General features: G+C 70.0%; 17 protein-coding genes. 4 read left to right on the top strand and 13 right to left on the bottom strand.

Annotation, left to right across the window (positions count from 1 at the left end; all coding sequences use genetic code 11):
* Positions 1-88: 88 nt before the first annotated feature.
* Complete coding sequence (locus Q8X39_RS10850; RefSeq protein ID WP_305749690.1) at positions 89-1,747, bottom strand: GMC family oxidoreductase; 1,659 nt, start codon at positions 1,745-1,747, stop codon at positions 89-91.
* A 51-nt stretch (positions 1,748-1,798) separates the two neighbouring features.
* Entirely contained in the window at positions 1,799-2,440 is a 642-nt protein-coding gene (locus tag Q8X39_RS10845; protein WP_305749689.1) for a MarC family protein, read from the bottom strand.
* Between the two features lie 320 nt (positions 2,441-2,760).
* Between Q8X39_RS10845 and Q8X39_RS10840 the strand changes: the two genes are divergently transcribed.
* Complete coding sequence (locus tag Q8X39_RS10840; protein ID WP_305749688.1) at positions 2,761-3,252, top strand: RNA recognition motif domain-containing protein; 492 nt, start codon at positions 2,761-2,763, stop codon at positions 3,250-3,252.
* Positions 3,253-3,417: 165 nt separating this feature from the next.
* On the opposite strand, the gene Q8X39_RS10835 is transcribed toward Q8X39_RS10840, so the two are convergent.
* The 4 genes from Q8X39_RS10835 to Q8X39_RS10820 are packed head-to-tail and all read right to left on the bottom strand — an operon-like array spanning position 3,418 to position 6,504.
* Positions 3,418-4,215: an SDR family oxidoreductase gene (locus Q8X39_RS10835; RefSeq protein ID WP_305749687.1), complete on the bottom strand. Its 798-nt coding sequence runs from the start codon at positions 4,213-4,215 to the stop codon at positions 3,418-3,420.
* A complete protein-coding gene (gene lptC / locus Q8X39_RS10830) occupies positions 4,202-4,903 on the bottom strand; it encodes an LPS export ABC transporter periplasmic protein LptC (RefSeq protein ID WP_305749686.1) in 702 nt (233 codons plus the stop codon). Before lptC ends, Q8X39_RS10835 begins: the two co-directional genes overlap by 14 nt.
* Positions 4,904-4,936: 33 nt before the next feature.
* Entirely contained in the window at positions 4,937-5,554 is a 618-nt protein-coding gene (locus tag Q8X39_RS10825; protein WP_305749685.1) for a KdsC family phosphatase, read from the bottom strand.
* 2 nt (positions 5,555-5,556) lie between these two features.
* Complete coding sequence (locus tag Q8X39_RS10820) at positions 5,557-6,504, bottom strand: KpsF/GutQ family sugar-phosphate isomerase (protein WP_305749904.1); 948 nt, start codon at positions 6,502-6,504, stop codon at positions 5,557-5,559.
* Positions 6,505-6,668: 164 nt separating this feature from the next.
* On the opposite strand from Q8X39_RS10820, the gene Q8X39_RS10815 reads away from it, so the two are divergent.
* Entirely contained in the window at positions 6,669-8,666 is a 1,998-nt protein-coding gene (locus tag Q8X39_RS10815) for a monovalent cation:proton antiporter family protein (protein WP_305749684.1), read from the top strand.
* Between the two features lie 12 nt (positions 8,667-8,678).
* Here Q8X39_RS10815 and Q8X39_RS10810 read toward each other — a convergent pair whose 3' ends face one another.
* From Q8X39_RS10810 to rpmH, 7 genes are all read right to left on the bottom strand, one after another.
* Complete coding sequence (locus tag Q8X39_RS10810; RefSeq protein ID WP_305749683.1) at positions 8,679-9,065, bottom strand: 4a-hydroxytetrahydrobiopterin dehydratase; 387 nt, start codon at positions 9,063-9,065, stop codon at positions 8,679-8,681.
* Positions 9,066-9,163: 98 nt separating this feature from the next.
* Positions 9,164-9,631, bottom strand: coding sequence for a cyclic nucleotide-binding domain-containing protein (locus Q8X39_RS10805; RefSeq protein WP_305749682.1), 468 nt, complete (start codon positions 9,629-9,631; stop codon positions 9,164-9,166).
* 188 nt (positions 9,632-9,819) lie between these two features.
* Positions 9,820-11,319: a tRNA uridine-5-carboxymethylaminomethyl(34) synthesis GTPase MnmE gene (gene mnmE / locus Q8X39_RS10800; RefSeq protein WP_305749681.1), complete on the bottom strand. Its 1,500-nt coding sequence runs from the start codon at positions 11,317-11,319 to the stop codon at positions 9,820-9,822.
* Between the two features lie 364 nt (positions 11,320-11,683).
* Positions 11,684-13,357, bottom strand: a complete 1,674-nt coding sequence (yidC, locus tag Q8X39_RS10795; protein WP_305749680.1) for a membrane protein insertase YidC — start codon at positions 13,355-13,357, stop codon at positions 11,684-11,686.
* Positions 13,354-13,680 carry a membrane protein insertion efficiency factor YidD gene (gene yidD, locus Q8X39_RS10790; protein WP_305749903.1) on the bottom strand — a complete coding sequence of 109 codons (327 nt, stop codon included), beginning with the start codon at positions 13,678-13,680 and terminating at the stop codon, positions 13,354-13,356. The genes yidC and yidD overlap by 4 nt, the downstream gene beginning before the upstream one ends.
* Before the next feature lie 59 nt (positions 13,681-13,739).
* Positions 13,740-14,228, bottom strand: a complete 489-nt coding sequence (locus tag Q8X39_RS10785) for a ribonuclease P protein component (RefSeq protein ID WP_305749679.1) — start codon at positions 14,226-14,228, stop codon at positions 13,740-13,742.
* 53 nt (positions 14,229-14,281) lie between these two features.
* Positions 14,282-14,416, bottom strand: coding sequence for a 50S ribosomal protein L34 (gene rpmH / locus Q8X39_RS10780; RefSeq protein ID WP_305749678.1), 135 nt, complete (start codon positions 14,414-14,416; stop codon positions 14,282-14,284).
* A gap of 447 nt (positions 14,417-14,863) precedes the next feature.
* Here rpmH and dnaA point away from each other — a divergent pair, with 447 nt between their 5' ends.
* Together dnaA and dnaN are read left to right on the top strand one after the other, a co-directional pair.
* Positions 14,864-16,414, top strand: coding sequence for a chromosomal replication initiator protein DnaA (dnaA, locus tag Q8X39_RS10775; protein ID WP_305749677.1), 1,551 nt, complete (start codon positions 14,864-14,866; stop codon positions 16,412-16,414).
* A 125-nt stretch (positions 16,415-16,539) separates the two neighbouring features.
* A complete protein-coding gene (gene dnaN, locus Q8X39_RS10770) occupies positions 16,540-17,679 on the top strand; it encodes a DNA polymerase III subunit beta (RefSeq protein WP_305749676.1) in 1,140 nt (379 codons plus the stop codon).
* Positions 17,680-17,725: the final 46 nt, after the last annotated feature.

Here is a 17,725-nt window from a genome sequence, read left to right as displayed (position 1 = left end):
TGTAGCGAGGCGGTGGTCAGGCCAGCATCAGGAAGAACCCGGAGCGGCCTGGTTGGTCCGGGTGCCCGACGGGCACGCGGACGCACGCTCAGGCCCGCGCGTCCGCCAGCACCCAGTCGGCCGCGCGTTCGGCCAGCATCAGCGTGGGCGAGTTGGTGTTGCCGCTGGTGATGGTGGGCATCACGCTGGCATCGACGACGCGCAGCCCGCGCACGCCGCGCACCCGCAGGCGGCTGTCGACCACCGCGGTGGGGTCGTCGGCCGCGCCCATGCGGCAGGTGCCGACCGGATGGAAGATGGTCGTGCCGATGTCGCCGGCCAACCGCGCCAGGTCCTCGTCGGTGTCCGGGCCGGGGCCGGGCTTGACCTCCTGCGGCCGGTAGGCCGCCAGCGCTGGCTGGGCCACGATGCGGCGGGTCAGACGCAGCGAATGGGCGGCGACGCGGCGGTCCTCGTCGGTCGACAGGTAGTTGGGCGCGATGGCCGGCGCGTCCTCGGCGCGCGGGCTGCGGATCTGCACCGTCCCGCGCGAGGTCGGGTTGAGGTTGCAGACGCTGGCGGTGAAGGCATCGAAAGCGTGCAGCGGCTCGCCGAAGGCATCGAGCGACAGCGGCTGGACGTGGTACTGCAAGTTGGCATGCGCCCGGTCCGGGTCCGAGCGCGCGAAGGCCCCAAGCTGCGACGGCGCCATGCTCATCGGGCCGCTGCGACGCACGGCGTACTCCAGGCCGATCTTGGCCTTGCCCCACCAGCTGCGCGTCATCGTGTTGAGGGTGCGCGTGCCCTGCACGCCGTAGACGGCGCGGATCTGCAGGTGGTCCTGCAGGTTCTGGCCGACCCCCGCCAGCTCGTGCACCGGCGTCACGCCGTGGGCGTGCAACAGCTCGCCCGGGCCGATGCCCGAGAGTTGCAGCACCTGCACGCTGCCGATGCTGCCGGCGCTGAGCAGGACCTCGCCACTGGCGTGCACCGTCTCCACGCCGTGCGGCGTCCAGACCTCGACGCCCGTGCAGCGCTGGCCGCCGTCGGGCTGGCGCTCCAGCAGCAGGCGCTGCACGCGCACGCCGGTCCACAGCTCGAAGTTGGTCCGCCCGAAGCAGGTCGGGCGCAGGAAGGCCCGCGCGGTGTTCCAGCGCAAGCCCTTGCGCTGGTTGACCTCGAAATAACCGACGCCGGTGTTGTCGCCCTGGTTGAAGTCCTTCGTGGCCGGGATGCCGGCCTGCACGGCCGCCTCGGCGAAGGCATCGAGGATGTCCCAGCGCAGCCGCTGCTTCTCGACCCGCCACTCGCCGCCATGGCCGTGGGCGGCGGCAAAGGCGGCGTCAGGCGGCTCGGCGGCACCCTCGTCCAGGCGCCAGTGGTTCTCGTGGCGCTTGAAGGCTTCCAGGCAGGCCTCCCAGCGCCAGGCGTCGTCACCGGTCAAGGCGGCCCATTGCTCGTAATCGCGTGCCTGGCCGCGCATGTAGATCATCCCGTTGATGCTGGAACTGCCGCCCAGCACCTTGCCTCGCGGGTAGCGCAGCGCACGGCCGTTCAGGCCGGCGTCGGGCTCGGTCCGGTAGAGCCAGTCGGTGCGCGGGTTGCCGATGCAGTGCAGGTAGCCGACGGGGATGTGGATCCAGTGGTAGTCGTCGTGTCCACCGGCCTCCAGCAGCAGCACGCGCCGCTGCCGATCGGCCGACAGGCGGTTGGCCAGCAGGCTGCCGGCGGTACCGGCGCCGATGATGATGTGGTCGAAGGTGGGCATGGGTCAGGGCAACAGTGGGAGCGGAAGCTGGCGGCAGGACGGCTCGGCGACTCAGCGCACGAGACCGGTCGCCAGCACGGGGAAAAGCTTGATCAGGCCCTCGGCCATGATCTCGACGGCCAGGGCGGCCAGGATCAGACCCATCAGGCGCGTCATCACGTTGATGCCGGTCTGGCCGAGCCAGCGGGCGATCCGGCCGGCAGCCGAGAAGCTCGCGTAGGTCGCCAGGCCGACCACCACACCGTAGCCGACCAGCGCGGCGCGCTGAGTCCAGTGGCGGGTCTGGTCGGCATAGATGACCATGGTGGAGATGGTGGCCGGGCCCGTCAGCAGCGGGATCGTCAGCGGCACGACGGCGATGCTGGCGCCGGCATCGACCTTCTGCTCGCCCTCGCTGACGTCCTCGCGGCGGCCTTCGGCAGGCTGGGCGTTGAGCATCTGCAGCGCGCTGATCAGCAGCAGCGTGCCGCCACCGACCTGGAAGGACGCCAGCGAGATGCCGAAGAACTCGATCACCTGCAGGCCAGCCAGGGCGCTGATCGAGATCACGCAGAACGCGGTGAAGCTCGACACGCGGATGGTGTGCCGGCGCTGCTGGGCATCCAGGCCTTGCGTGAAGTGGATGAAGAACGGCACGACGCCGATCGGGTTCACGATGGCGAGCAGGGCGATCAGCGGCTTGAGGAGATCCATGGCGGGCGATTCTCGCGGCCCCGCCGTGTCGGCCGTCTCGGCGTGACCACGCTTGGGCCCGAGGAAACCCGGACTCGGGTGCGGACTTCAGGATCGGAAGTCCGCGGGACACGCCCCACGCGGCGTGAAATGCGCCACTCGCTGGCCTGCGCACAACACTTGTTGACACGCGCCCCTTTCAAGCTCTTGACTGTCGCGCATAATGGCTCTTCGTGTCTGGATGCGTGCGCCTTCTCTGTTCCCTGGAATGAGTGCTGGCTGTAGCTCCGCCACTGGCTCCCCGGCTCGACCGGTACTCGATTGTTGAAAGGCGCTCTTCCATGGGCAACAAACTCTATGTGGGCAATCTCGCCTACAGCGTTCGCGACGAAGATCTGAACGACGCGTTCTCCCAGTTCGGTGCGGTCCAATCCGCCAAGGTCATGATGGACCGTGAAACCGGCCGTTCCAAGGGCTTCGGCTTCGTGGAAATGGGCTCGGATGCCGAAGCTCAGGCAGCCATCAACGGTCTGAACGGTCAGGCCATCAGCGGCCGCGCCGTGGTCGTGAACGAGGCTCGCCCCCGTGAAGAGAAGCCGGGCGGCTTCCGCAGCCCCTACGGCGGCGGTGGCCGTCGTGAAGGCGGCGGTGGTGGCGGCGGCTTCGGTGGCGGCGGTGGTGGTGGCGGCGGTGGCGGTGGCTTCCGCAGCCCCTACGGCGGTGGCGGCGGCGGTGGCCGTGGCGGCTCCGGTGGTGGCGGCGGCGGCGGTGGCCGTGGCGGCTACGGTGGCGGCGGTGGCGGCGGCTACGGTGGTGGTGGCTACGGCTACTGATCCCGTCCGACGCAGCGGCGTCGCTTGAGCCAGGCACCGGTCGATGCCTCGACCGGTTCACCAGGATCAGGTCAACACCCGCCTCGCTCCGACAAGAAAGCCGACCCTCGGGTCGGCTTTTTCACGTCTGGACGTCTCGTCCAGACGACCGATCCCGCGTGTAGGTCAGCCTGGCGTTGCACGCCGGGGCTTGCGGGGACGACCGGCCATGACGCGGTCGAACAGCGCATCGGGCAGCCAGCGCAGCAAGGTGGCGACCATGCCCATCTGCCACGGGATGACCGGGCACCGCGCGCCGCGCTCGATCGCCCGGAGCGCCCGTTCCGCGAAGGCCTCCGGCTGCATCAGGAAAGGCATCGGGTAGGGATTGGCCTGCGTCAGCGGCGTGGCGATGAAGCCCGGCATCAGCGTGACGACCTTCAGGCCGTGGGCGCGCTGCTCCACGCGCAGACTCTCGCAGTAGCTGATGACCGCCGCCTTGCTGGCGCAGTAGCCACCATGACCGGGCAGACCACGGATGCCGCCAACGCTGCCGAGTCCCACCAGCGTGCCGCGCCCCGCCTGCTGCATCGGCAGCAGATAGGGCTGGAAGGTGGCTGCCATGCCGATCACGTTGGTGGCATAGAGGTCCTGCAGCACGTCGAGGTCACCGCGCTCGGCCGTGTCGACGCCGACGCTGATGCCGGCATTGGCGATGACGACGTCCGGCAAGCCCACTTCGGCGATCACCTGCCGGCCGGCCGCGCCGATGGCTTCGATGTCGCGCACGTCCGCACCCAGGCACAGGACGCGGTCGGGCCCGAGACCCCGGCTGCGCGCCCAGTCCTGCAAGACCACCTCGCGTCGCGCGATCAACGCGAGCCGCCAGCCGCGGCGCGCAAAGGCATCGGCCAGCGCCAGCCCGATGCCGCTGGACGCGCCGGTGATGACAACCAGCGGCGCGCGGCGTTCAGCGATCGGCACGGCCACCTGCGCCAGCGCCGGTCGGGTCGATCAGCCCGCGCACGCGTCCGTCCAGCACCACGACGCGGCTGGTGTGGTCATAGTCCAGCGTGCTGGCGTCGAAGCGGCTTTCGCCCAGGCTCAGGCGCACCGGCAGGTCGCTGCGGATGCGGCCGGCGCGGGTGTCGAACACCATCACCTCGCTGGTGAAGACCAGCGGCCCCGGCTCGCCCTCGACCGGCTCGCGTTCGACGCGCGCACCACCTTCGAGCCGGACCCTGCTGCCGTCGCCCTCGGCCACCGCACGCGGCGCGGCGGCCCGCACCAGGTGGCCGGCCGCATCGGTCCAGCGCACCCGCGCACCGTCGATGACGAGCTGGTCGGTGGCCGGGAAATGGCGCACCCGGTCGCCTTCGATGACGCCTTGCGCAGGACCGGTCCGGGTGTAGTGCTGGACCGAGAAACCGCGCATCTCGTAGTCCGGCTCGCTCGCGGCGATGGCGACGCTGGGCGCCTCGTCGCCGGACGGCGTCTGCCGGACCAGCCAGCCGGTCGCCGCCGCGATCGCGCCCAGGAGCAGCACCGGCAGGTACTGCGGCAGCTTGTGGCGCAGCCGCACGGTCCAGGGCAGCTGCCGCTCGGGTGCCGTCGCGGCCGTCAGCGGCGGCAGCGGCAGTGGCAACGGCAGCGGGCCGGTGTCGTCTTCCATGCGGGATCGGGGCCGTCGCGACGCGGTCCGGCCTCAGGCCGACGCGCCGTCGAGCGTGGTCAGGTGGCCGTTCAACAGCTCGGCATAGCGTCCCGCCGCCATCAGCAGCAGGTCGCAGAACTCGCGGCCCGCCCCCTGCCCGCCCGGCACGGACGTGACGTGGTGGGCCACGGCGCGGACCTCGGCATGGGCCTGGGCCGGCGCACAGGCGAAGGCGCAACGGCTCATCAGCGGAAGGTCGGGCCAGTCGTCGCCGATCACCGCCAGCTCGGACCAGTCCACGCCACGCCGCGCCAGCAGCGCCGCAGCGGCGGCGAGCTTGTCGTGCACGCCGAACAGCGCCTCGCTGACGCCCAGGTCGGCGCAACGGCGACGCACCGCCGGCGAGTCGCGCCCGGTCAGCACGACCGGCGTGATGCCGCCACGCGCCAGCAGCTTGATGCCGTGGCCGTCGAGCGTGTTGAAGGCCTTCTCGGCCTCACCATCGGCACCGATGTAGATGCGTCCGTCGGTCAGGCAACCGTCGACGTCGAAGATCGCCAGCCGCACGCCCTGGGCCTGCAGCAGCAGGGCCGGATCGAAGTGCAGCGTCGGCCGCACCGGTCGACCCGGCGGGATCACGGGCTGAGCCTGTGCCGATGCGGTTGTCATGCTCAGATCACCTTCGCGCGCATCAGGTCGTGCGTGTTGACGGCACCGACCAGCCGCCCTTCGACGTCGCTGACCAGCAGCGCGTTGACGCGGGCATCCTCCATGCGCGTGGCGGCCTCGACCGCCAGCGCGTCCTGGGGCACGCTGCGCGGGTTCGGACGCATGACGGCGCGGGCATCGAGGCCGCGCAGGTCCAGCCCGCCCTCGATCGCGCGGCGCAGGTCGCCGTCGGTGAAGATGCCGATCGCGCGGCCGTCGGCGTCAACGATGGCGGTGGCGCCGAGGCCCTTGCTGCTCATCTCGCGCATGACTTCCAGGAAGGGCGTCTCCGGCGTGACGCGCGGCACCGCGTCGCCCTTGCGCATGATGTCGCGCACATGGGTCAGCAGCTTGCGACCGAGCGCGCCGCCCGGGTGCGAACGCGCGAAGTCCTCGGCCCGGAAGCCGCGCGCGTCCAGCAGCGCGACCGCGAACGCATCGCCCAGCGCCAACTGCGCGGTGGTGCTGGCGGTCGGTGCCAGGTTGAGCGGACAGGCTTCCTGTTCGACCTGGTTGGACAGCACCAGGTCGGCATGTGCGGCCAGCGTCGACCCGGCCCGGCCCGTCATCGCGATCAGCGTGATGCCCACGCGCTTGAGCGCCGGCAGGATCGCGGCCAGCTCGTCGCTCTCGCCCGAGTTGGAGATCGCCAGCACGACGTCGCCGGGCTGGACCATGCCGAGATCGCCGTGGCTGGCCTCGGCCGGATGCACGAACAGCGCCGGCGTGCCGGTCGATGCGAGCGTCGCGGCGATCTTGCGACCGACATGGCCGCTCTTGCCCATGCCCATCACGACCACGCGGCCATCGCAGGCCAGCGTGCGGCGCACCGCCTCGGCAAAGGCCTCGCCCTGCTGGGCCTGCAGCGCGACCAGCGCGTCGGCCTCGATCTGGAGGGTCTGCCGCGCCATCTGGATGGCACGTGCGGCGTCGAATGCGGGGCTGTTCACGGGCGGCTCCGCCGGTCGGTTCCGGCGTCATGTCTTACGATCCGGCGATTCTAGGCGGCGGCCCTTTTCGGACGTGTCCCGCAGTGTCCCGCCCCCTGCCGTGCGACGTCCCCGCACCTGCCCCGATGGCCACCTCGCTCGACCTTGCACTGCTCTACCTGCTCGCGGCCGTGACCGGCGTGGTGGTTTGCCGCCTGCTCAAGCTGCCCGCGATGCTGGGCTACCTGATCGTCGGCGTGCTGATCGGCCCGCATGCGCTGGCCCTCGCGCGTGACTCGGCCGGCGTGCGCTACCTGGCCGAGTTCGGCGTCGTCTTCCTGATGTTCGTGATCGGGCTGGAATTCAACCTGCCCAAGCTGCGCAGCATGTGGCGCCTGGTGTTCGGGCTGGGCATGGGCCAGGTCGTGTTCACCATCGCGGGCGCCGTGGTCGGCAACCTCTTCCTGACGGCGGTCTTCGCGTGGTTCGCCCGCCCCTGGGAACTGCACTGGACCGGCGCGATGGCACTCGGCGCGGCACTGGCGATGTCGAGCACCGCCATCGTCGCGAAGATGATGGCCGAGCGCCTTGAACTCGAAAGCGAACACGGCCGCCGCGTCATGGGCGTGCTGCTGTTCCAGGACATCGCTGTGGTGCCCCTGCTGGTGCTGATCCCCGCGCTGGCACAGGGCGGCGAGGACATCGTCCGGACGCTGGGCGTGGCCATGCTCAAGGCCGCCGCGCTGCTCGCGCTGCTGTTTTGGGGCGGCCAGCGCGTGATGCGCTGGTGGCTCACGCGCGTGGCCAAGCGCAAGAGCGAGGAACTCTTCATCCTCAACCTGCTGCTGATCACGCTCGGCCTGGCCTGGCTGACGGAGCACGCCGGGCTGTCGCTGGCGCTGGGCTCCTTCGTCGCCGGCATGCTCATCGCCGAGACCGAGTACAAGCATCAGGTCGAGACCGACATCCGACCCTTCCACGACGTGCTGCTGGGCCTGTTCTTCATCACCATCGGCATGAAGCTGGACCTGCACCCGGTGCTCGAACGCTGGCACCTCGTGCTGCTGCTCAGCACCGCGCCCGTGATCGCCAAGGGCATCCTGGTGGCCGGTCTGGCCCGCCTGACGGGCGCTCCGGCCGGCGTGGCGATCCGCACCGGCCTCTACCTCGCTCAGGCTGGCGAGTTCGGCTTCGTGCTGCTGAGCCTGGGCACCGAACACGCGCTGATCGCCGATCGCTGGCTCAGTCCGGTGCTGGCGTCGATGGTCATCTCGATGCTGGCCACACCCTTCCTGATCATGCACAGCGACCGCATCGTCGTGCGCCTGGCCGCCAGCGACTGGCTGCTGCAGTCGGTCGCCCTGACGACCATCGCCAAGAAGGCGATCCGCACCGAGGCCCACGTGATCATCTGCGGCTACGGCCGCGCCGGCCAGAACCTGGCCCGCCTGCTCGACCGCGAGCACATCCCCTACATGGCGCTGGACCTTGACCCTGACCGCGTTCGCCAGGCCGCCGCCGCCGGCCAGAGCGTCGTCTTCGGCGATGCGGCACGGTTGCAGAGCCTGATGGCCGCCGGCCTGGCCCGCGCCAGCGCGGTCGTCATCAGCTACCACGACACGGCCTCGTCGCTGAAGGTGCTGCACCACGTGCACGAGCACGCGCCGCACGTGCCGGTGGTGGTGCGGACCATCGACGACACCGACCTGGAAAAGCTCCGCGCGGCCGGCGCCACCGAGGTCGTGCCCGAGGCCATCGAAGGTTCGCTGATGCTGGCCAACCACGCGCTGGCCCTGGTCGGCGTGCCGATGCGCCGCGTGCTGCGCTTGACCCAGGAGGCGCGCGATGCCCGCTACAGCCTGCTGCGCGGCTACTTCCACGGCGGCGACGACGACACCGTGCAGGAACTCGAACAGGAGCGCCTGAGCAGCGTCAGCGTGCCAGCGGCCGCGCCGACCATCGGCCAGTCGCTCGACGAGCTGGCGCTGGCGGCCATCGGCGTCGCGGTCATGTCCATCCGCCGCGCCAGCGGCCAGGTCGAACCGGCCACCGACCAGACCCGCCTGCGCGGCGGCGACGTGCTGGTGCTGCGCGGGCTGCCCGAGGCACTGGCGCTGGCCGAGGGCAAGCTCCTGCACGGCTAGACCGACGCGGATTCAACCCTCGTCATCGAACTTGATGTAGCGCAGCCGCGGATCGTCCTGCGGCGTGCCTTCGAGCGGGTTGCCGGCCTCATGCTGTGGCCGCCAGCCGACCACCTCCTCGATCTTGCGGGCCAGCGCGAAGTCCTTCTCGGTGATGCCACCGGCCGAATGCGTCGTCAGCTTCACGCCCACGACCGCATAGGTGACGCTGAGATCGGGGTGATGCCAGCCGGCCTCGGCGATGTGGCCGATCACGTTGACGACCATCAGCGTGGCCTTCCAGCCGCCGGTGCGGTAGCGGCGTCGCAGCAGCCCGTCCTCCAGGGTCCAGTGCGGCAGTTCGGCGGCCAGGCGGGCGCGGATCTGCGCCTCGTCGAGCACGGCATCGGTGGGCTTCATGGATGGCTCCAGGCACGGCAGTGAAGGAGCACCGAGGTTGCACCAGCCGCCCGACCGGCGCAGCCGCGCGGGCGATGCCTGCACCGCCGTCGCGGCCTTCAGGCGACCGCCACCTGCGAGATCAGGTTGGCCCGCAGCCGCGCGACCATCACCGCGCCGGCCGCGCGCAGGAACTCGATGGCGATGCCGGGCGCGCGCGCCGACAGCTCCTCGAACCGCGGCAGGTGCATGGCCCAGACCTGGGTCGGCGTCATCGCCTCGATGTTGGCCGAGTGCGGCTGGTCGCTGAACAGCCCTGTCTCCCCGGCCAGCGCGCCCGGGCGCAGCAGCGCGATGCGGGTCTGCATCGGCGTGGGCCCGCTGCGGTAGACCTGCAGCGAACCGGCGGCGATGAAGTAGGCGGTGCGGTCGGCATCGCCCTGCCGGATCAGCAGGTCGCCGGCGCGCATCTCGTAGGCGGCCAGGTAGGACCCCAGCGTGCGCCACTGGAAGGGATCCAGCCGGGCACGGAAGGCGTCGTCGGTGTTCAGCGATCGCACGACCCGGATCAGGTCATCGATGTCCATCGTCGGCTCCATCAGGGCACAAGCCCCGCCACACGGTCTGCGGCGGGTGCCGCGATGTTCCGACAGCCCCGCCCGCCACGCCAGCGGGGGGGTGTCGCGAGATGCGACGGAATCGGCGCTTGAGGGGGTGCGAGGGCGCGGAGCACCCGGTTGCGGGGTGGGGTGGCGTTCCTCACTTGGGCCTGATGTCACTTCCCGATGCAGAACCGCCCAAAGATATCCCCCAGCAGCTCGTCGCTGCTGTACGCGCCGATGACCTCGCCGAGGGCGTCGTGGGACAGGCGGAGTTCCTCGGCCAGCAGGTCGAGCGCGTGGTCGCCCTGTGACGCCCAGTCGCGGGCGGCGGCGAGGTGGGTGGCGGCGGCGCGCATGGCGTGCAGGTGGCGTTCGCGGGCGATGAAGACGCCTTCGGGGACGGCCTGCCAGCCGGCCATGTGCAGCAGCGCGCGGCGCAAGGCGTCCAGGCCGGCACCGGTCTTCGCGCTCAGGCGGATCGGGGCCAGGTCGTCCGTGATGGCGTGCATGGCGGCGCCCGTCTCGGCATCTGTCGCGTTGCCTGTGGCCGCGACGATCGCGTCGATGCGCTCGTCCAGAGCCTCGGCGGGAAGGCCGATCGCATCGGCCTTGTTGAAGACGTGCAGCAGGCGCGCCCCGGCCGGCAGGCGCCCGGCGATCTGCGCCTCGGCCTGGCGGTAGTCGGGCTGGTCCAGCCGCGTCAGGTCGTGCAGCAGCAGCACCGCATCGGCCTGGGCGATCGCCTGCCAGCTGCGTGCGATGCCGATGCGTTCGACCTCGTCGCTGGCCTGCGTGTCCTCGCGCAGGCCGGCGGTGTCGGTCACGTGCACCGGCACGCCCTCGATCTGCAGGGTCTCGCTGACCTTGTCGCGGGTGGTGCCGGGGATGGGCGTGACGATGGCCAGTTCGGCCCCGGCCAGCGCGTTCAGCAGCGAGCTCTTGCCGGCGTTGGGCTGGCCGGCGATGACAACCTGCAGGCCCTCGCGCAGCAGCGCGCCCTGCCGCGCGGTGGCCAGCAGGCCGTCCAGCCGCGCGGCCAGGCGGTCGAGACGGCCGATGGCATCGGCCTTCTGGAGGAAGTCGATCTCTTCCTCGGGGAAGTCGAGCGTGGCCTCGACCAGCGCACGCAGCTCGATCAGCGCCTCGCGCAGCTGGCTCACCGGCTGAGACAGCGCACCCGACAACGAACGCGCCGCGCCGCGCGCCGCCGCCTCGGTGCTGGCGTCGATCAGGTCGGCAACGGCCTCGGCCTGGGCCAGGTCGAGCTTGTCGTTGAGGTAGGCCCGCTCGGTGAACTCGCCCGGCTGGGCCAGCCGCAGCCCGGCCAGCCGGAGTCGACCGGGCGCATCGGGATCGGGCTCGGCGGCCGCCTCCAGGCAACGCGCCAGCAGCAGCTGCAGGACCACCGGGCCGCCGTGCGCCTGCAGCTCCAGGACGTCCTCGCCGGTGTAGCTGTGTGGTGCCGGAAAGCGCAGCGCCAGGCCATGGTCGATGGCGCTGCCGTCGGCGGCGAGAAAGGGTCCGTAGTGGGCGGTGCGGGGAGCGCCGACGCGGCCGACGACGGCACGCATCAGGCTGTCCAGGCCGCGGCCCGAGACGCGCACGATGCCGACGGCGCCGCGTCCTGCGGCGGTGGCGATGGCGACGATGGGCTGGTCGAGACGGGCAAGCATGGGCGGAATTGTCGCCCGCGGCCCGCCGACCGTTGGGGTGTTCGAGCGGGGGGAGGCTGGCCATGCGGCTGAAGGCCTCCTGAGCCAAGGGCGTCGCTGCAGGCACGTGTCGATCGGTGTTCCCGTTCGGATCACGTCTCGTCAGATGCCTGCAGCGACGACCTCGGGTCGGCCCCGCGTCGCTATGGTGCGAGCGCCGTCGGGGCCGCTCAACCCCGCAAATGTGGCGGTTGGTGACGGGATGTGCGACATGTCTCGGCAGCAATGCACGACCGTCACCACCGTACCGTCGGAAACAACTCGGGCGGCCCGAGGGCCGCCCGAAGCGGGGTCGAAGGGCCGCGTCACGCGGCCGCGACAGGACTCACTTGTTCAGGCCCAGAGACCGGTTGATCGCCCACTGCTGCGCAATCGACAGCAGGTTGTTGACGAACCAGTACAGCACCAGACCGGCCGGGAAGAAGAAGAACATCACGCTGAAGGCCAGCGGCATGATCCACATCATCTTGGCCTGGACGGGGTCCGGCGGCGTGGGGTTCAGCCAGGTCTGCAGGACGGTGGTGGCCGTCATCAGCAAGGGCAGGATGAAGTACGGGTCCTTCACGCTCAGGTCGGTGACCCAGCCCAGCCAGGGCGCGCCGCGCATCTCGACGCTCGACAGCAGCACCCAGTACAGCGCAATGAAGAAGGGCATCTGCACGAAGATGGGCAGGCAGCCGCCGATCGGGTTGACCTTCTCCTCGCGGTAGATGCGCATCATCTCCTGCTGCATCTGCTGCGGCTTGTCCTTGAGGCGCTCGCGCATCTCCTGGATCTTCGGGTTGATGGCCTTCATCTTGCCCATCGAGCGGTAGGCGCTGGCGTTGAGCCAGTAGAAGGCGATCTTCAGCAGCACGACCAGGGCGACGATCGACCAGCCCCAGTTGCCGAGCAGGCCGTGCAGCTTGTCGAGCAGCCAGAACAGCGGCTTGGCCAGGATGGTCAGCCAGCCATAGTCCTTGACCAGTTCCAGCCCGGGCGCCAGCGCCTCGAGGGCCTTCTCCTGCTGCGGGCCGACGAACAGGCGCGCCTCGACCGACGTGCTGGCCGCCGGGGCCAGCTCGCCCAGCGGCATCAGCATGCCGACCGAGTACAGGTTGTCCGAGACCTTGCGCGTGTAGAAGTCGCGCGGCGCATTGCCGGTGGGCAGCCAGGCGGCGGCGAAGTAGTGCTGGACCATCGCGACCCAGCCGTTCTCGGCCCGGGCCGCATGCGAGGGCTTGTCGCCGGCCTTGCGCTTCTCGATGTCCTTGAACTCGACCTTCTGGTACTTGTCGGCGTCGGTGTAGATGGCCGGGCCGGTGAAGGTGCTGTAGAAGCTCGATTCATCGGGCAGCGGATTGCCATCGCGAACCAGCTGCAGGTAGAGCTGCGGCTGCACGGCGGCCGCGCCGGCGTTGCTGACCTCGTGCTTCACGCCAACGGCGTAGCTGCCGCGCTGGAAGGTGTAGGTCTTGACCAGCTTGATGCCGGCGGCGGAGCTCGCCTCGAAACCGATCGCCAGGCTGTCCTGGCCGTCGGCCAGCGCGCGCGCATCGGTCGTGGGCTTCATCACCGTCGTGTGGTCGGGCACGGCGCCCGGCGCGCCGGCCGCCACCAGGCCGGTCTCGGCGACGTAGAGACGCTGGGCCGACTGGTCCAGCACGACCATGTGGCCGTTGCCGTCCTTCTGGTGCAACAGCTCGACGCGCACCAGCGAACCGCCGCGCGTGTCGAAGGTCGCCTTGACCAGGTCGGTGGTGACGACGAATCGCTCACCGGCCGGCGGCACGGCCTGGGTCGCCGGCACGGCGCCGGGTGCGGCCGCGCTGGCCGCTGCCACGGCGGCGGTCGCCACCGGCGCGGGCACCGACGAGGCGCCGGCCTGCGGCGTCGCCGGAGCGGTCACCGGCGGGGCGAACATCGACGGCTGACCGTTGTGCCGGTTCCAGCCGTCCCACAACATCACGAGCGACACCGAGAAGATGCCCCACAGCAGCGCACGCCGCAGATCGGTCATGGCGAGTTCTTTCGTACTGGCGAGGATCCGCCGGTCGCCGCATCGGCGCCTTGCGGATCGGAAGACAGCCGGGACAGGCCCGGCAGCGAGGAAAAGAGCGGCCGGGGCCGTGTCGGCACCGGATCGCAGCCGCCGGCGCACCACGGATGACAGCGCGCCAGGCGCCACAGCGTCAGGCGGGCGCCGGTGGCGGCGCCATGTCGCCCGAGGGCGTCCAGCGCATAAATGGAACAGGTCGGCTCGAAACGGCAGGCCGAGCCCAGCCAGGGGCTCAAGAGGTAACGGTAGCCGCGCACGATGGCGATCAGCAGACGCTGCATCAGCGAGGACCGCCGCATGGCAATGGCCGCAGCGGTCCCGACTGGCACATCGGGCGAGGCGGTCATGTGGACAACCCGGACGCTGGAGCCGGCACCGGCAAGGGCAATGGCACGGACGCACGCGCCGATGCCTTCGCGACGGCACGCAGGCCGTCGGCGATCAGCCGCGTGATCTCTTCGCGCACGACCAGCAGCAGCGCGGCCGAGGCGGCGCTGCTGAATGTGGAGCGATCGAATGGGGCACGCAGGCGCAACACCCAGTCGCCCGGCGGCAGGTGGTCGGCGCGCTGCGTCATCTGGGCCCGCGCCTCGCGACGCACGAGGTTGCGCGTCACGGCGCGACGGGCATGCCGCTTCGGAACGACCAGTCCCAGGCTGACGGGGACCGGCCGGCCGCCGAAGTCATCCACAAGCCGACCCACACCGACTGGCGGGGCTGTTGACAACTTGTCCACCGCCCGGTAGTGCAGCATGAAATGCGCACTCTTTGAACAGGGTCGTGTCGCCAGCACCGCCTGGAATCGCTTGGCACCATCGAGGCTGCACAGCATGACGCGAGGTCAGGCGAGCGGCCGTGGCCGGATCGGCGACGCGCCCGTGGGGATCAGAGACCCAGGCGCTTGCGGCCCTTGGCGCGGCGGTTGGCGATGACCTTGCGGCCGCCGGTGGTTTTCATGCGAACCAGGAAGCCGTGCGTACGGGCACGACGGACCTTCGAGGGCTGATAGGTGCGCTTCATGTTGGATCCTCGGTTGCGCCTGTGCCGGCGCACGCTGCGCACGGTCAGGCTTGGACAGTGTTGTTCGACAGGACCGCGCCAGAACGGCATCCGGGCGGCTGACGCGGCCTACCGGGCGATCAGGTTGTCGACTGCCCGGGCCCCGCAGCGCGGGCAGTCCGTGTACCGCTGCGCGGCCAGGACTGGGGACTGCGCACCGCAGGAACCGTGCGCCTCCGCTTCAGCTTTTCGCTTCTGCGTTGCGGCGCTCGCCCACGGACAGACCCCCCGACTCGGGAAACCCGGCATTACAACAAATCCAGCCGGAAGCGTCAATGAAGCACGCGCGCAGCCGCTCGGAAACGCCGCCTTGACCCCGGCCATGAAACTGTGGATAACCACGCCTTCGGGCCGATTCTTGTGTCTACAATCGCGCCCCCCAAGAAGAGTTATCCACATTCCTAGAAGATGCACACAGACCTGTGGGAGCGAGGTTGCGAGCGACTGGCCGCCGAGATGCCGGAGCAGCAATTCAACACCTGGATCAAGCCGCTGCCGCCCGCCGATGTCTCGGACGGTGGCGACCGCGTGCTGGTCGGCCTGCGCGTGCCCAACCGTTTCAAGCTGGACTGGATCCGTTCGCAGTACAGCGCCCGCATCGAGGCCACGCTGAGCGAGCTCGCCGGCATGCCGGTGCGGCTGGAGCTGTCCGTGCTGCAGCGAGACATGAACGGCCGCCCGGCCATCCAGGCCGCCGCGCCAGCCGGGTCCATGCAATTGCGCGCGCCGGCCAGCGCTGCCTCGGCCGCCGTGCCGGTTCGCGCGCCGCAAGGCGATGCCAGCGCCGCGACGTCGTCCACGAACCCGGCTCCGGCAGCCGCGCCGTCCACCGTCACCGACCTGCGTCCGGCCAGCCTGGCCGCCCCGGCCGTGATCGCCCAGCGCGGTGATCGCCCCGCCACGCCGACCGGCACCCTGCCTGGCGCGCCGGCCGCCACCCGCGGCCGCCTCAACGCCGCGCTGACCTTCGACACCCTGGTGCCCGGACGCGCCAACCAGATGGCCCGCACCGCCGCGCTGCACGTCGTCGGCGCGCCCGGCCAGATGTACAACCCCTTGTTCATCTACGGCGGCGTCGGCCTGGGCAAGACCCACCTGATCCATGCGGTGGGAAATGCCCTGATCCGCGACAACCCCGATGCCCGCGTGCTCTACCTGCATGCCGAGCAGTTCATCAGCGACGTGGTGCGCAACTACCAGCGCAAGACCTTCGACGAGCTGAAGGCGAAGTACCACTCGCTGGACCTGCTGCTGATCGACGACGTCCAGTTCTTCGCCGGCAAGGACCGCACGCAGGAGGAGTTCTTCAACGCCTTCGAGGCCCTGCTGGCCAAGCGCGCCCACATCATCATGACCAGCGACACCTACCCCAAGGGGCTGGTGGACATCGACGAGCGCCTGACCAGCCGCTTCGATGCCGGCCTGACGGTGGCCATCGAGCCGCCGGAGCTGGAGATGCGCGTGGCCATCCTGATGAAGAAGGCCGTCGCCGAGGGCAGCCCGATGCCCGAGGACGTCGCCTTCTTCATCGCCAAGAACGTGCGGGCGAACGTGCGCGAGCTCGAGGGCGCGCTGCGCAAGGTGCTGGCCTACGCCAAGTTCTCGCACAAGGACATCAGCATCACGCTGGCCCGCGAGGCGCTCAAGGACCTGCTGTCGATCCAGAACCGCCAGATCTCGGTCGAGAACATCCAGAAGACCGTGGCCGACTTCTACAAGATCAAGGTCGCGGACATGTACAGCAAGAAGCGCCCGGTCTCGATCGCCCGGCCGCGCCAGATCGCGATGTACCTGGCCAAGGAGATGACCCAGAAGAGCCTGCCCGAGATCGGCGAGCTGTTCGGCGGACGAGACCACACGACGGTGCTGCACGCGGTGCGCAAGATCGGCGGCGAACGCCAGAAGAACACCGAGCTGAACCAGCAGCTGCACGTCCTGGAACAGACGCTCAAAGGCTGAGGCCGGACGCGGCGGGGCGCCTGCGGGCCCGCCCCGAATTCAGGCGAAAATGTCGGCTTCGCGCGCGCGAAACGCCACGACCAGCGGAGCCCTTCCGCACCATCAAGACACGGGTGAGACAGCACATGATCGTCCTGAAAGCAGCACAGGAACAGGTATTGGGAGCCCTGCAAGCGGTCTCCGGCATCGTCGAGCGGCGCCACACGCTTCCGATCCTGGCCAACGTGCTGATCCGCAAGTCGGCCGGCCGCACCGAGCTGACCACCAGCGACCTGGAGATCCAGGTCCGCACCGGCGCCGACCTCGGCGGTGACGACAGCGCCTTCGCGACCACCGTCGGCGCGCGCAAGCTGATCGACATCCTGCGCACCCTGCCGTCCGACCAGATCGTGACCCTCAGCGCGGCCCAGAACAAGCTGACGCTGCAAGGCGGCAAGAGCCGCTTCACGCTGCAGACCCTGCCGGCCGACGACTTCCCGCTGGTGCAGGAAGCCGCCGAGTTCGGCCCGGCCTTCAGCGTGCCGCAGAAGACGCTCAAGAGCCTGATCGACCAGGTCCACTTCGCGATGGCGGTGCACGACATCCGCTACTACCTCAACGGCATCCTGTTCGTCGCCGAGGGCAAGACGCTGACCCTGGTCGCCACCGACGGCCACCGCCTCGCGCTGGCCCAGGCCACGCTCGAGACCGAGATCCCGAAGCAGGAAGTCATCCTGCCGCGCAAGACCGTGCTCGAACTACAGCGCCTGCTGAAGTCCGAGAAGGACGACAAGAACGCGCCCGAAGGTGCCGAGGAAGCCCGCATCGAGATGCGCTTCGCCGACAACCAGGCCAAGTTCTCCTTCGGCGGCATGGAGTTCGTCACCAAGCTGGTCGAGGGCAAGTTCCCCGACTACAACCGCGTGATCCCGCGCAACCACAAGAACCACGTGACCCTGGGCCGCGCCCCGCTGCTGGCCAGCCTGCAGCGCGCGGCCATCCTGACGAGCGAGAAGTTCAAGGGCGTGCGCGTCAACTTCGAGCCCGGCAACCTGCGCATCGCCAGCTCGAACGCCGAGCAGGAAGAGGCCAAGGAAGAACTCGAGATCGACTACGGCGGCGACGCCATCGAGATCGGCTTCAACGTGACCTACCTGATGGACGTGCTGTCCAACATCTCCGAGGAGATGGTGACGCTGTCGCTGCAGGACGCGAGCAGCTCGGCCCTCGTGACCGTGCCCGAGCGCCCCGGCTTCAAGTACGTCGTGATGCCGATGAGGATCTGAGGCGCCCCGCGCCCGGCCGATCCGGCCTCACCTCCTTCAAGCGGGC

Source organism: Leptothrix discophora (assembly GCF_030705305.1).
Classification (GTDB): domain Bacteria; phylum Pseudomonadota; class Gammaproteobacteria; order Burkholderiales; family Burkholderiaceae_C; genus Sphaerotilus; species Sphaerotilus discophorus.
The sequence above is the reverse complement of the archived record's forward strand: the minus strand, read 5'-3'. Positions and strand labels throughout refer to the sequence as shown.

Excerpts from the sequence above, each read along its gene's own strand:
- Q8X39_RS10820 (WP_305749904.1), bottom strand. The coding sequence starts at position 6,504 with ATGGCGCGGCAGACCCTCCAGATCGAGGCCGACGCGCTGGTCGCGCTG.
- Q8X39_RS10825 (WP_305749685.1), bottom strand. The coding sequence starts at position 5,554 with ATGACAACCGCATCGGCACAGGCTCAGCCCGTGATCCCGCCGGGTCGA.
- Q8X39_RS10815 (WP_305749684.1), top strand. The coding sequence starts at position 6,669 with ATGGCCACCTCGCTCGACCTTGCACTGCTCTACCTGCTCGCGGCCGTG.
- lptC (WP_305749686.1), bottom strand. The coding sequence starts at position 4,903 with ATGGAAGACGACACCGGCCCGCTGCCGTTGCCACTGCCGCTGCCGCCG.
- dnaA (WP_305749677.1), top strand. The coding sequence starts at position 14,864 with ATGCACACAGACCTGTGGGAGCGAGGTTGCGAGCGACTGGCCGCCGAG.
- Q8X39_RS10850 (WP_305749690.1), bottom strand. The coding sequence starts at position 1,747 with ATGCCCACCTTCGACCACATCATCATCGGCGCCGGTACCGCCGGCAGC.
- Q8X39_RS10805 (WP_305749682.1), bottom strand. The coding sequence starts at position 9,631 with ATGGACATCGATGACCTGATCCGGGTCGTGCGATCGCTGAACACCGAC.
- rpmH (WP_305749678.1), bottom strand. The coding sequence starts at position 14,416 with ATGAAGCGCACCTATCAGCCCTCGAAGGTCCGTCGTGCCCGTACGCAC.
- Q8X39_RS10785 (WP_305749679.1), bottom strand. The coding sequence starts at position 14,228 with ATGCTGTGCAGCCTCGATGGTGCCAAGCGATTCCAGGCGGTGCTGGCG.
- Q8X39_RS10840 (WP_305749688.1), top strand. The coding sequence starts at position 2,761 with ATGGGCAACAAACTCTATGTGGGCAATCTCGCCTACAGCGTTCGCGAC.
- Q8X39_RS10845 (WP_305749689.1), bottom strand. The coding sequence starts at position 2,440 with ATGGATCTCCTCAAGCCGCTGATCGCCCTGCTCGCCATCGTGAACCCG.
- mnmE (WP_305749681.1), bottom strand. The coding sequence starts at position 11,319 with ATGCTTGCCCGTCTCGACCAGCCCATCGTCGCCATCGCCACCGCCGCA.
- yidC (WP_305749680.1), bottom strand. The coding sequence starts at position 13,357 with ATGACCGATCTGCGGCGTGCGCTGCTGTGGGGCATCTTCTCGGTGTCG.
- Q8X39_RS10810 (WP_305749683.1), bottom strand. The coding sequence starts at position 9,065 with ATGAAGCCCACCGATGCCGTGCTCGACGAGGCGCAGATCCGCGCCCGC.
- dnaN (WP_305749676.1), top strand. The coding sequence starts at position 16,540 with ATGATCGTCCTGAAAGCAGCACAGGAACAGGTATTGGGAGCCCTGCAA.